This window comes from Agromyces sp. NPDC056389, from assembly GCF_042262385.1.
Lineage (GTDB): Bacteria > Actinomycetota > Actinomycetes > Actinomycetales > Microbacteriaceae > Agromyces.
On record NZ_JBHJPN010000001.1, the window covers coordinates 2,151,352 to 2,163,234 of the forward strand.

Here is an 11,883-nt window from a genome sequence, read left to right on the forward strand (position 1 = left end):
ATGACCGTCGACGCACTCACCGCACCAACAGGATCGGGCACCGGCCCGAGCCTCTACACCGGGGCGACCGCCAAACGAGCGCCGAAGCAGGAGATGGACGGCGAGCTGTTCCTGAAGCTCCTCGTCACCCAGCTGAGCCACCAGGATCCGTCGAGCCCGATGGACACCAACGCCATGATCAGCCAGACCACCGAGCTCGCGACGATGGAGCGGCTCACGGCACTCGCCACGCAGGTGCAGGAGTCGTTCTCGCTCCAGATGCGCACCGCGGCATCCGCCCTCATCGGCAAGGAGGTCGACTACCTCGACGCCACCGGCGCGACGGTGAAGGGCGTCGCGACCTCCGTCTCGTTCTCGGGGCCGGTGCCCCTCGTCAACATCGACGGCAAGGCCGTCGCGCTCGACTCGATCTCCGCCGTGCGCTCCTAGCGCCATCTCGAAAGGACCACCATGCTCCGCTCGCTCTTCTCCGGAATCTCCGGCCTCCGCTCGCACCAGACCATGCTCGACGTCACGGGCAACAACATCGCCAACGTGAACACCGCGGGCTTCAAGGCTTCGGCGACCCAGTTCCAGGACACCCTGTCCCAGCTCATCCAGGGCGGCGGGGCGCCGGGGGCCGCGATCGGCGGCACCAACCCGGCACAGGTCGGCCTCGGCGTGCAGCTCGCCGGCATCAGCACGAACTTCTCGCAGGGGTCGGCGCAGGCGACGTCGCGCGCGAGCGACCTCATGATCTCGGGCGACGGCTTCTTCGTCGTGCAGTCGGGCGGCGAGACGCTCTACACGCGCGCCGGTTCGTTCGAGTTCGACGCGCAAGGCCGACTCGTCACGCAGGACGGGGCCCTCGTGATGGGCTGGAACGCGGCGGGCGGCCAGATCAACCAGGGCGGGGCCCTGCAGAACCTGACCCTGCCCCGCGGCGCGGTCTCGGCCGCCATCGCGACGACCGCGGTGCGGTTCTCGGGCAACCTGCCGGAGGACGCCGCCGACGGCACCGAGATCGTGCGCGACATCGACGTGTTCGACGCGAGCGGCTCGGCCACCACCGTCAGCCTCACCTTCACCAAGAACACCACCGGATGGGAGGTCTCCGACGGTGCGACGGTGCTCGACACCCTGACCTTCGTCGATGGGCAGCCGACGGGGCCCGCGACGATCGCCGTCGGCGGCGTCACGGTCGACGTCTCGAAGCTGACGGGCTTCGCAGACCTCTCCACCGTCAAGGTCGCCGGGCAGGACGGACGTGCCGCCGGCACCCTCGACGCCTACTCCATCGGCCCGGACGGCACCGTCACCGGCACCTTCTCGAACGGCGCCACCGAGGCCGTCGGGCGCATCGCGCTCGCCAACTTCGTGAACCCCGGTGGGCTCGAGAAGGCCGGCAACTCGACCTATCGCGCCACCGCGAACACCGGCGGCGCCGAGATCGGCGCGGCCGGCGACGCCGGATACGGCGCGCTCGCGAGCGGCTACCTCGAGATGTCGAACGTCGACCTCTCGCAGGAGTTCACGAACCTCATCATCGCCCAGCGCGGATTCCAGGCCAACGCGCGCATCATCACGACCTCCGACGAGGTGCTCCAGGAGCTCACGAACCTGAAGCGCTAGCCGCACGGACTCGACGCCGGCGGGCGGTCTCCCTAACGGGAGGCCGCCCGCTGCCGAGAGTGGAGGGGGACGGCTCGGTGCGAGCCGCGCGACCGCGAAGGATCCCCATGATCGTGCTGACCAGGCTGAACGGCACGCGGTTCGCGCTGAACACCGATCTCGTCGAGCGCATCCACGCGAACCCCGACACGACGCTGCTGATGGTCGACGGCACGAACTACATCGTCACCGAGACGATCGACGAGGTGATCGCCGCGGTCGTCGAGTTCCGCGCACGCGTGCTCGCCCGCACCGAGGAGCTCACCGGCGAGCCCCGGCCGCGAGACGTCATCCCCCTCGCACGCACACCGAAGGGACGGTAGCCATGGACCCCGCACTGCTCATCGGCATCGTCCTCGCGTTCGGCTCGCTCTTCGCGATGATCACGCTCGAAGGGGCGCATGTCGAGGCCCTGCTCCTGCCGGCGCCCATGGCACTCGTCTTCGGCGCCACGATCGCGGTCGGGCTCGCCGGCACCACGGTGAAGGACGCCTGGCGCGCCTGCAAGGCCGTGCCCCGGGCATTCCGCGGCAGGACCGCGAAGCCGGAGGCCACGATCGACCGCCTCGTCGAACTCGCCGAGAAGGCGCGTCGCGAAGGCCTGTTGTCGCTCGAGCAGGATGCAGCGGAGACGGACGACCCGTTCCTGCGGAACGCGCTGCAGAACATCGCCGACGGCATCGACGGCGACGAGCTGCGCGAGCTCCTCGAGGAGGAGATCCACTCGAAGGAACAGCTCGGCACCCAGGCCTCCCGATTCTTCAAGTCGCTCGGCGGGTACGCGCCGACGATCGGCATCATCGGCACGGTCGTGTCGCTGACCCACGTGCTCGAGAAGCTCGACTCCCCCGACACCCTCGGCCCCTCGATCGCGACGGCGTTCGTCGCGACGCTCTGGGGCCTCCTGTCGGCGAACTTCCTCTGGCTCCCGATCGGCGACCGCATCCATCGCCTCACCACGCTCGAAGCCGAGAACATGACGCTCGTGATGGAGGGTGCGCTCGCCGTGCAGGCGGGCAGCCAGCCCCGCCTGCTCGGTGAGCGGCTGCGCGCCATCGTGCCCGGCATGGAGCAGCTCGAGGCGGCATGAGCGCCCGCCTCGGCCGGCGCCGCACCCAGGGCGCCGAGGTCCACAACGACGAACGCTGGATGGCGTCGTACATGGACATGGTCACCGTGCTCATGTGCATGTTCATCGTGCTCTTCGCGATGTCCTCGGTCGATGCCGACAAGTTCGAGGCGCTCCGCGACTCCCTCGCGACGGGCTTCGGCCAGGATCCGACGACGTTCGCCGACACGGCAGAGGGCATCATCGTGCCCGCGGAGCTCGAGGGCGACGACGAGGAGTTCACCGATCTCGAACTCGCCCGGCAGGAGCTCGAATCGCTCCTCGCGATCCGCGACCGCATCGATGCCGGACTCGCGGCGCAGGGCATCGAGCACGCCGTGTCGTACGACATCGACGAACGCGGCCTGATCGTGCGCCTCATCGGCGCCGAGACCTACTTCCTCGGCAACAGCGTCGACCTCAGCGGGAAGGCGGAGGCCATCCTCGGCGTCGTCGGCGGCGTGCTCGCGACGGTCCACCACGAGGTCAGCGTCGAGGGCCACGCCGATCCGCATGGATCGTCCGGCCCGTTCCCGACCGACTGGGAGCTCGCGAGCGGCCGCGCCACGCAGGTTGTGCGCTACCTCGTCGAGCGCACCGGAGTCGGACCCGAACGCGCCGCCGCGATCGGGTACGGCTCCGCCCGCCCCGTCACGAGCGCGGCGGATGAATCGGCGATGGCCCTGAACCGCCGCGTCGACGTCGTCGTGGTCTCCGACCAGCCCGAATCGGTGCGGGCGCTGCTACCGGAGCTCGCCGAGCGCCTCGCCGAGGTCGGCAGCGAACCCCCGGCGAGGGGCGCGTCCGCGACCGGGGGCTAACCGTTCCCCGCCGACCGCCGATAGTGACGGACGTGCCCCGAATCGCAGACACCGACGACCGCGAGTCCCCGCGCCCGATCGACGCCTACGACTTCCGACGGCCGACGACGCTCGCCCGCGAGCACTCGCGCGTGCTCGAGCTCGCCTTCGAGACGTTCGCGCGCCAATGGGGCACGCAGCTCACCGCCAACGTGCGGGCGCGATCGCACGTCGCATTCGACCAGGTGACGATGCACACCTACGACGAGTACGCGGCATCGTTGCCGCCATCGACGACCATGGTGCTGTGCCGCGTCGGCGCGGACTCCGAGAAGGTCGTCATCCAGTTCCCCGCCGTCGCAGCCCTCACCTGGCTCGCCCACATGCTCGGCGGCACGGGCGATCACGCCGAGCCGGAGCGGACGCTCACCGAGATCGAGCAGGGGCTGCTGCGTACGCTCGTCGACGACCTCCTCGACGACCTGCGGTACTCGCTCGGGCGCCTGCTGCCCGGCGACCTCGAGGTCGACACGGTGCACCACAACTCGCAGTTCGCCCAGGCGGCCGCCACCTCCGAGCTGATGATCGTCGCCGCCTTCCTCGTCGAGTGCGGCGACCGATCGGCGCCCGCGACGCTCGCGTTCCCCGCCGAACTGCTGCTGGCCGGGCTCGGAGACGCGAATCCGGTCGTCGCCACCGAACACGCGCGAGCGTTGATCGCCGGCCAGCTCGAGCTCACGCCGATGCCGTTCGCCGTGCAGCTCCCGCCGATCGCGGTCAAGCCGCGCGACGTCCTCGCGCTCGCGGTCGGCGACATGATCCCGCTCGCCCACGCTGCGCATTCCCCGTTCCATGTCACCGTCGACGGCCAGTTCGTCGGCCGCGCCGCGATCGGGCGCGCCGGCGGGCGACTCGCCTGCACCATCACCGAGACTCTGGAGACCGCTACATGACCACCTCGACGACGACCGCCGCCGCTTCGGCGGCCGACGAACTCGTGCGGACCCTGCCGAGCGAACGCACGCTGACCGCCGTCTCCGACGAACCCGCCGCCATCGACGCGGCGGAGACCTTCGAGGCGAGCCACATCGGCACCGCATCCGTCGAGTTCGCGGTGGCCTTCCTCGAGGCCGATGAGCTCGGCGCCGGCGACGGTCTCGCGCCCGAGAACCTGCTGCACCCGGCGCTCCAGGCCGCCGGTCGCCGCTTCGGCACCGGGGTGCTCGGAGACGTGCGCCGAGTCGAGCGGTCACCGCTCTTCGAGGACCCGTCCTCGGCCGTGTTCACCCTGCTCGACGGAGAGTCGCTCGTCGGCTGGTTCGCCGCGCGGGAGCGCAGCGCACGAGACGACGCCCGCGGAGCCGGCGGCGGATCCGAGCGCCTCGGCCGCATCAACGGCGTGGAGATGTCGCTCGCGGTCGAGATCGGCCGCACGAGGATGACGGTGCGCGACATCCTGAACCTCGAGCCGGGCGCGGTCGTCGAGCTCGACCGTTCGGCGGGTGCACCTGCCGACATCCTCCTGAACGGCAGGGTCATCGCCCACGGCGAGGTCGTCGTCGTCGACCAGGACTACGCGGTGCGCGTCACCCGCATCCTCGACACCCAGGACAGCGCGCAGTAGTGGAGACCCTCTTCCTCGTCCTGCGCGTCGCCGTCTCGCTCGGCGTCGTCCTCGCGGTCATCTGGTTCGCCCACCGGCGCATCACGGCGACCCGCGCGCGGACGAGGAAGGCCGAGCTCGTCACCGTGGTCGCCCGCCAGTCGCTCGCCCCGAAGGCCTCGATGGTGGTCGTCGACGCCGACGGCCGCCGCCTGATGCTCGGCGTCACCGAGCACGGCGTCTCGGTGCTGAGCGACCGGCCCGCCCCTGAGCCCGTCGCGGCGCCCGCCTTCGACGAGGCCCTCACCGCGGCATCCGTCGCGAATCAGACCATCCCGATCATGCCCGCAACGCACGGACTGCGCCGCGGGCCGATCCTCTCGGCCGAGACATGGAAGCGCTCGCTCGCCGGGGTGAAGGAGGGCCTCGGCATATGACGTGCCCCTCGGCCGGTTCCAGCCGGTCGGGGAAGCTCATGCGGATCGCCGCGCTCGCGGCGGCTTCCACCGTCGTCGCGATCGTACTCGTGGCGCTCTCCGCAGCTCCGAGCTTCGCCGAACCCGTCGACCCGGCACCGCCGGCCGACCCGAATGGACCGGGCGGCGGCGGCTTCGGCGTCGAGATCAACGGCCCCGACGGCACCCCGTCGTCGGCGGTCGTCACCCTCATCGGCATCACGCTGCTGTCGGTGGCCCCGTCACTGCTCATCATGATGACGTCGTTCACGAAGATCTTCGTCGTGCTCGCGATGGCGCGCAACGCCCTGTCGCTGCCGGCGATCCCGCCGAACCAGGTGCTCGCCGGGCTCGCGCTGTTCCTGTCGTTCTTCATCATGCAACCCGTCTTCGCCGAGGTGAACGAGGCGGGCGTCCAGCCCTATCTCGCAGGCACACTCGACTTCGGGCAGGCGCTCGAGGCGGGCAGCGCGCCACTGCGCTCCTGGATGCTCTCGTTCACGCGCGAGGAGGACCTCGCGCTCATGACCCGCGCCGCGGGGCTGCCGAACCCCGACTCCCCCGCCGACGTCGACCTCATCACCCTGATCCCCGCCTTCCTCATCTCCGAGCTGCGCGCGGCGTTCATCATCGGCTTCGTCGTCTTCGTGCCGTTCCTCGTGATCGACCTCGTCGTCGCCGCAGCGCTCATGTCGATGGGCATGATGATGCTGCCGCCGGTCATGATCTCGCTGCCGTTCAAGATCCTGCTCTTCATCCTCGTCGACGGGTGGGGCCTGCTCACCACGACGCTCATCTCGAGCTACCGGGGAGGTTGAGTGGACGCGAACGCGGTGCTCGACATCGGCCTGCAGGGACTCCTCGTGGCCGCGAAGCTCAGCGCGCCGATCCTCGTGACCGCGCTCGTGGTGGGCTTCGCGATCTCGCTCATCCAGTCGATCACGCAGATCCAGGAGGTGACGCTCTCGTTCGTGCCGAAGGCCTTCGCGGTCGCGGTGGCACTGCTCGTGTGCGGTCACTGGATGATCAGCGAGATCGTCAGCTTCACCCAGGAGCTCTTCGCCCGCATCCCCGAACTCGTCGGGGGCGCATGATGGCGATCCCGCTCGACTTCGCCTGGATCGAGGCCGTCATGCTCGCGAGCGTGCGCATGGCCGGATTCGTGGTGATCGCACCGCCGTTCTCGTACCGGGCGATTCCGGGCCGGGTGAAGGCGATGGTGGCCCTCGGCCTCGGCGTCGCAGTGGCACCGCGGGTCGCGAACGGCTACGAGACGCTCGGCGACGCCGCGTTCTTCGGCGCGCTCCTCACCGAGCTCGTGACGGGGGCGACCCTCGGCTTCCTCGTCTACGTCGTGTTCGCCGCGGTGGCGTCCGCCGGCAACCTGATCGACGTGTTCGGCGGTTTCCAGCTCGCCCTCGGATTCGATCCGCAGTCCATGGTGCAGGGCGCCCAGTTCGCCCGGTTGTTCCACATGGCGACCCTGGCCCTCATGGTCTCCTCCGGCGCCTACCTCGTGCTCTTCACCGGGTTGTTCCAGTCGTTCGATGCCGTGCCGATCGGGTCGGGCATCGACACCGCGGCATCCGCCGAGACGCTCATCGGCGCCGTGACGGGCCTGCTCGTCGCGGCGGCCCAGATCGCCGGGCCGCTCATCGTCGTGCTCTTCCTCGCCGATGCCGGGCTCGGCCTGCTCACGAGGGTCGCACCCGCGCTCAACGCCTTCGCTCTCGGCTTCCCGCTCAAGATCCTGTTGACCCTCGCGCTCGGCGGCACCGTCTTCATCGCGCTTCCCGCCGTGGTCGAGGCGCTCACCGGCGATGCCGTCTCCGCGATGAGAACGGCGGGCTGACCGTGTCGGATGCAGAGGAGCGCACCGAGCAGGCGACCGAGAAGCGCATGCGGGAGGTGCACGAGAAGGGACGCCTGCAGAAGTCGCAGGACCTCACCGCCTGGCTCGGCATCGGTGCAGCGGCGGTCGCGCTGCCGGCCACGATCGTGAACGCGACCGATGCGGCGGTCGCCCAGTTCCTCACGGTGACGGATGCCGCGAGCTCGCCCGACCCGGTCGTCGCCGTCGAGGCACTCCAGGCCGGGCTCGGCTCGATCCTGCCGAGCATCGGCTGGCTCCTCGTGCTCGTCGCCGTGATCGTGCTCGCGGGGGCTGCGCTGCAGGGCGGGGTGCACCTGAAGAAGCAACTCCTCCGGTTCGAGCAGTTCAACATCGCGACCGGGTTCTCCCGCGTCTTCGGCATGCAGGCGCTGTGGCAGGGCGCGAAGGCGCTGTTGAAGACGCTCGTGGTGGGCGCGGTGCTGTTCCTCGTCGTGCAGGGGCTCATGCCGCTGCTCCTCGGCGCGGGCGGACTGCAGCTCAGCGCCGTCGTGCAGGCCGCGGCGGACGGCACGACCGCCCTGCTGATCGCGGCCATCGCGGCCGGCCTCATCCTCGCCGCGGCGGACGTGTTCATCGTCATGCGCCGAAACCGCAAGCACACGATGATGACGAAGAAGGAACTCAGGGACGAGACGAAGAACACCGACGGCGATCCACTCGTGAAGGCGCAGCGCCGCTCCCGCCAGCTCGCGACGAGTCGCAACCGCATGATCGCGGCCGTGGCCGACGCCGACGTGGTGATCGTGAATCCGACGCACGTCGCGGTCGCCCTGCGGTACGAGCCCGGCAAGAGCGCCCCGCGACTCGTCGCCAAGGGCAAGGGCCTCATCGCCGCGCGCATCCGCGAAGAGGCCGAGCGCAACGCCGTGCCGCTCGTGCGCGACGTGCCGCTCGCCCGGGCGCTGCATGCGACGTGCGCGATCGGGCAGGAGATCCCCGTCGACTTCTACAACGCGGTCGCGATCGTGCTCACGTTCATCGCGGCGCTCAAGCGCCGCGGGGCCACGGGCGGCGTCCACCAGCTCCAGACGATGCCAACAGGGGGACTCGGATGAATCGGAATCTGTCCATGATCGCGGTGCCGATCGGCGTCGTCGGGATCCTGCTGCTGCTCATCGTCCCCGTGCCGTCGTGGCTCCTCGACGGGCTCATCGTGATCAACATCCTCTTCGCGCTGGTCATCCTGCTCACGACGATGTTCGTGAAGAAGCCGCTGGACTTCTCGGTGTTCCCGTCGCTGCTGCTCGTCGCGACGCTGTTCCGGCTCGGGCTGAACGTCGCCTCGACCCGGCTCGTGCTCGGCGAGGGCTACGCGGGGCAGGTGATCCAGGCGTTCGGGCACGTCGCGGTCGGCGGTTCGATCATCATCGGCGCCGTCGTCTTCCTCATCCTCGTCGTGATCCAGTTCGTCGTCGTCACGAAGGGCGCCGAGCGCGTGGCGGAGGTCGGGGCGCGATTCACGCTCGATGCCATGCCGGGCAAGCAGATGGCGATCGACGCCGACCTCAACGCCGGACTGCTCTCCGAGTCGGAGGCGCGCCGCCGCCGGGCCGAGGTCGCCGCCGAGGCCGACTTCTACGGTGCGATGGACGGCGCCTCGAAGTTCGTGAAGGGCGACGCGATCGCCGGCATCGTCATCATCCTGATCAACATCATCGGCGGCATCACGATCGGCATGGTGCAGCGCGGCATGGAACTCGTCGACGCGATCGACACCTACACGCTGCTGACGATCGGAGACGGGCTGGTGACGCAGATCCCGGCGCTCCTCATGGCCGTCTCGACGGGCATGATCGTGACCCGCGCCAACGCCGACGCCGACATGGGCCAGAACGCCGCGACGCAGTTGCTGCAGTCTCGCACCGCCCTGCTCATCACTGCAGGGGCCGCAGCGCTCATGGGCCTCATCCCCGGCATGCCGATCATCCCCTTCTTCGTCGCGGCGATCGTGCTGATCGTGCTCGCCCAGCGGGTGCGGGCACGCGAGGCGGTCGCCGCGAACGACGAACGACTCGCCGAGTTGGAGTCGACGGCGCCGAAGGCCGAGACGCCGGCCGACCTCATCGAGCAGGCGCGCGTGCACGCGCTCGAGATCGGACTTGCACCCGACCTGATCGACGTGGTCAACGGCTCCTCCGACGACCTCCTCGCCCGCGTCAAGGCGCTCCGCAGGAAGCTCGCTCTCGAGATGGGCTTCGTGATCCCGCCGGTGCGCACCCGCGACAGCGTGGAGCTGCCGCCATCGAACTACTCGATCCGCCTCGCCGGCGTCGAGGCCGGCCGAGGGATCGCACCGCCCGGGCGGGTCCTGGCCCTCGGCACCGGCCTCGACGAGTTGCCGGGCGAGGCCACCGTCGAGCCCGTGTGGGGCCTCGCCGGCAAGTGGATCCCGACCGAGGCACGCCGCAGCGCCGAGCTCGCGGGCGCGACCGTCATCGACCGCGTCTCGGTGATCGTGACCCATCTCTCGAGCGTCGTCGGCGACAACGCGGCCCGGCTGCTGTCACGAGAGGACGTGCGGGTGCTCACCGACGGGGTGCGGGCCGACAACCCCGCCGCCGTCGACGAGCTCACGCCGAATCCGCTCTCGCTCGCCGAGGTGCAGCGCGTCCTGCAGGGGCTCCTCGCCGAGCGCGTGCCGATCAACGACCTGCCGCGCATCTACGAGGCTGTCTCGCTGAAGGCGAAGACCACCACGGATGCCGAGGCGCTGGTCGAGGCGGCCCGCGATGCGCTCGGCGCGGTGCTCCCGGCCGCGCACGCCGAGGCCGGCATCCTCCGGGTCGTGATGATCGACCCGCTCCTCGAGCAGCGGATGCTCGAGGGCCTGCGGCCCGGTGAGCTCGGCTCCCAGATCCTGTTGCCGCCCGATGCGATCGAGCATGTGCTCGGCGGCATCCGGCATGAACTCGCCCTCGCCGATTCGAACGGCGCGCGACCGGTGCTCGTATGCGCCCCTGCGCTGCGGCCGGCGATCCATCGCCTGGTCGCCGCTCAAGTCTCGAGCGTGCCGGTGCTGTCGTACCAGCAGGCGACATCGGGCGGGTTCACCATCGAGACCGTGGGGGTGATCCGAAGCGATGCAGAGCTTCCGGCGTAGGGCGAAGAACCTCGACGAGCTTCGAGACGAGGTGCTCGCCGACTTCGGACCCGCGGCCCGCATCGTCGACGCGACGCGGATCACGAGGAAGGGCGTCGGGCGGTTCTTCGCCGCCGACGAGGTGGAGGCCACCATCGAGATCCCGACCTCGCCTGCGGCGACCGGGTACTCGGGACTGCGCGGGACTGCGGCCCCGGCGGCCCAGCCGGCCGCGGCCGGGTTCTCGGGCGACGGCATCGATCGGGCCGGCATCGCCGCCCTGCTCGCGCATGCCGATCGAGCCGATGACGGTGCCGCCGTCGACCCTCCGTCGACCGCGTCCCCCGCGTTCGCCGCACTGCTCGAGTCGGTCGAGCGGGGCCTCGGCCTCGCCCCCTCGGCAGCGCGCGAGCCCGAGCCGGTCGCGTACCTTCCCGATCCCGACCCGCCGATTCGTCTCCTCGAGCTCACGGCCGGATCGGGCATCGGCACACCCGCGGGGCCGCCGCCCCGCCGGATCGCGCTCGACCCGGCTCCCGGCGATCTCGTGCTGTTCGTGGGCCTCGGCGACGACGCGGCCTCGACGGCGGCCGCGATCGCGTCGTCGGCTGCGACCTCGGGCACGAGCACGAGCACCGGAATCGACCATCGCACGTCGGGGTCGACCGCCGGGGAGTCGGCGATCACCGGCCGACGCGACGCGCTGGTGCAACGCGCCGAATCGATCGGGCACGGCCGCGCCGTGTTCGTGGCGCACGCGGCCTCGCTCGACGAGGGGTTCGACGCCCTCGCCGAGCTTCGGCCCGACGAGACCTGGGCCGTCGTCGACGCCAGTCGCACACCTGCCGACACCGCCGAGTGGGTGTCGCGACTCGCTGCCGCCGTCGGGGTGCACGCACTGGCCGTGATCGGCACCTCGCTCACGCGCGACGCCGAGGCGGTGCACCGCCTCGGTCTCCCGATCGGCTGGACGAGCGCCGATCCTGCACCGCGCCGCGCATGAGTGTGGTGAGCCGTCGGGGAGTCTGCGGCCGAGAAGGGCAGCGAATGCTGGTACTGACACGGAAGTCGAATGAACGCGTGATGATCGGCGACGACGTCGTCATCACGATCCTCGAGGTGCGGGGCGACAGCTCCGTGCGCATCGGCATCGAGGCGCCGCGCGACCGGCGCATCCAGCGCGAGGAGATCGTCGTCGACGTGGCGATCGCCAACCGCCACGCGGCGAGCGCGTCGCCGACGGCCGAGCGCGAGCTCACGCGGCTGCTCGGCGGCGCCTGAGCGGCACGACGTC

General features: G+C 70.5%; 15 protein-coding genes. All 15 read left to right on the forward strand.

What is annotated here, in order from left to right; all coding sequences use genetic code 11:
- The 15 genes from ACFCVM_RS10075 (at window position 1) to ACFCVM_RS10145 (ending at window position 11,870) form a co-directional block, all read left to right on the forward strand.
- Window positions 1–429, forward strand: coding sequence for a flagellar hook capping FlgD N-terminal domain-containing protein (locus ACFCVM_RS10075; RefSeq protein ID WP_375836037.1), 429 nt, complete (start codon window positions 1–3; stop codon window positions 427–429).
- Between the two features lie 21 nt (window positions 430–450).
- On the forward strand, window positions 451–1,611 hold the full coding sequence (locus ACFCVM_RS10080; protein ID WP_375836038.1) for a flagellar hook protein FlgE: 1,161 nt from the start codon (window positions 451–453) through the stop codon (window positions 1,609–1,611).
- 107 nt (window positions 1,612–1,718) lie between these two features.
- Window positions 1,719–1,973 carry a flagellar FlbD family protein gene (locus ACFCVM_RS10085; protein WP_375836039.1) on the forward strand — a complete coding sequence of 85 codons (255 nt, stop codon included), beginning with the start codon at window positions 1,719–1,721 and terminating at the stop codon, window positions 1,971–1,973.
- Window positions 1,974–1,975: 2 nt separating this feature from the next.
- On the forward strand, window positions 1,976–2,740 hold the full coding sequence (locus ACFCVM_RS10090; protein ID WP_375836040.1) for a motility protein A: 765 nt from the start codon (window positions 1,976–1,978) through the stop codon (window positions 2,738–2,740).
- Complete coding sequence (locus ACFCVM_RS10095; RefSeq protein WP_375836041.1) at window positions 2,737–3,579, forward strand: flagellar motor protein MotB; 843 nt, start codon at window positions 2,737–2,739, stop codon at window positions 3,577–3,579. Before ACFCVM_RS10090 ends, ACFCVM_RS10095 begins: the two co-directional genes overlap by 4 nt.
- A 32-nt stretch (window positions 3,580–3,611) precedes the next feature.
- Entirely contained in the window at window positions 3,612–4,511 is a 900-nt protein-coding gene (locus tag ACFCVM_RS10100) for a flagellar motor switch protein FliM (RefSeq protein ID WP_375836042.1), read from the forward strand.
- A complete protein-coding gene (gene fliN / locus ACFCVM_RS10105; protein WP_375836043.1) occupies window positions 4,508–5,182 on the forward strand; it encodes a flagellar motor switch protein FliN in 675 nt (224 codons plus the stop codon). Before ACFCVM_RS10100 ends, fliN begins: the two co-directional genes overlap by 4 nt.
- Window positions 5,182–5,598 carry a FliO/MopB family protein gene (locus ACFCVM_RS10110; RefSeq protein ID WP_375836044.1) on the forward strand — a complete coding sequence of 139 codons (417 nt, stop codon included), beginning with the start codon at window positions 5,182–5,184 and terminating at the stop codon, window positions 5,596–5,598. The genes fliN and ACFCVM_RS10110 overlap by 1 nt, the downstream gene beginning before the upstream one ends.
- Window positions 5,599–5,636: 38 nt before the next feature.
- A complete protein-coding gene (fliP, locus tag ACFCVM_RS10115; RefSeq protein WP_375836045.1) occupies window positions 5,637–6,434 on the forward strand; it encodes a flagellar type III secretion system pore protein FliP in 798 nt (265 codons plus the stop codon).
- On the forward strand, window positions 6,435–6,710 hold the full coding sequence (gene fliQ, locus ACFCVM_RS10120; RefSeq protein WP_375836046.1) for a flagellar biosynthesis protein FliQ: 276 nt from the start codon (window positions 6,435–6,437) through the stop codon (window positions 6,708–6,710).
- Entirely contained in the window at window positions 6,710–7,468 is a 759-nt protein-coding gene (locus ACFCVM_RS10125; RefSeq protein ID WP_375836700.1) for a flagellar biosynthetic protein FliR, read from the forward strand. Before fliQ ends, ACFCVM_RS10125 begins: the two co-directional genes overlap by 1 nt.
- A 2-nt stretch (window positions 7,469–7,470) precedes the next feature.
- A complete protein-coding gene (locus tag ACFCVM_RS10130; RefSeq protein ID WP_375836047.1) occupies window positions 7,471–8,565 on the forward strand; it encodes a flagellar biosynthesis protein FlhB in 1,095 nt (364 codons plus the stop codon).
- Window positions 8,562–10,610 (forward strand): flagellar biosynthesis protein FlhA, encoded by a 2,049-nt coding sequence (locus ACFCVM_RS10135; RefSeq protein ID WP_375836048.1) that lies wholly within the window; start codon window positions 8,562–8,564, stop codon window positions 10,608–10,610. The genes ACFCVM_RS10130 and ACFCVM_RS10135 overlap by 4 nt, the downstream gene beginning before the upstream one ends.
- On the forward strand, window positions 10,591–11,592 hold the full coding sequence (locus ACFCVM_RS10140; RefSeq protein ID WP_375836049.1) for a hypothetical protein: 1,002 nt from the start codon (window positions 10,591–10,593) through the stop codon (window positions 11,590–11,592). Before ACFCVM_RS10135 ends, ACFCVM_RS10140 begins: the two co-directional genes overlap by 20 nt.
- 44 nt (window positions 11,593–11,636) lie before the next feature.
- Window positions 11,637–11,870: a carbon storage regulator gene (locus tag ACFCVM_RS10145; RefSeq protein ID WP_375836050.1), complete on the forward strand. Its 234-nt coding sequence runs from the start codon at window positions 11,637–11,639 to the stop codon at window positions 11,868–11,870.
- Window positions 11,871–11,883: the final 13 nt, after the last annotated feature.

Coding starts and splice junctions, on each gene's coding strand:
- ACFCVM_RS10075 (WP_375836037.1), top strand. CDS start 1: ATGACCGTCGACGCACTCACCGCACCAACAGGATCGGGCACCGGCCCG.
- ACFCVM_RS10080 (WP_375836038.1), top strand. CDS start 451: ATGCTCCGCTCGCTCTTCTCCGGAATCTCCGGCCTCCGCTCGCACCAG.
- ACFCVM_RS10085 (WP_375836039.1), top strand. CDS start 1,719: ATGATCGTGCTGACCAGGCTGAACGGCACGCGGTTCGCGCTGAACACC.
- ACFCVM_RS10090 (WP_375836040.1), top strand. CDS start 1,976: ATGGACCCCGCACTGCTCATCGGCATCGTCCTCGCGTTCGGCTCGCTC.
- ACFCVM_RS10095 (WP_375836041.1), top strand. CDS start 2,737: ATGAGCGCCCGCCTCGGCCGGCGCCGCACCCAGGGCGCCGAGGTCCAC.
- fliN (WP_375836043.1), top strand. CDS start 4,508: ATGACCACCTCGACGACGACCGCCGCCGCTTCGGCGGCCGACGAACTC.
- fliP (WP_375836045.1), top strand. CDS start 5,637: ATGCGGATCGCCGCGCTCGCGGCGGCTTCCACCGTCGTCGCGATCGTA.
- ACFCVM_RS10125 (WP_375836700.1), top strand. CDS start 6,710: ATGGCGATCCCGCTCGACTTCGCCTGGATCGAGGCCGTCATGCTCGCG.
- ACFCVM_RS10135 (WP_375836048.1), top strand. CDS start 8,562: ATGAATCGGAATCTGTCCATGATCGCGGTGCCGATCGGCGTCGTCGGG.
- ACFCVM_RS10140 (WP_375836049.1), top strand. CDS start 10,591: ATGCAGAGCTTCCGGCGTAGGGCGAAGAACCTCGACGAGCTTCGAGAC.
- ACFCVM_RS10145 (WP_375836050.1), top strand. CDS start 11,637: ATGCTGGTACTGACACGGAAGTCGAATGAACGCGTGATGATCGGCGAC.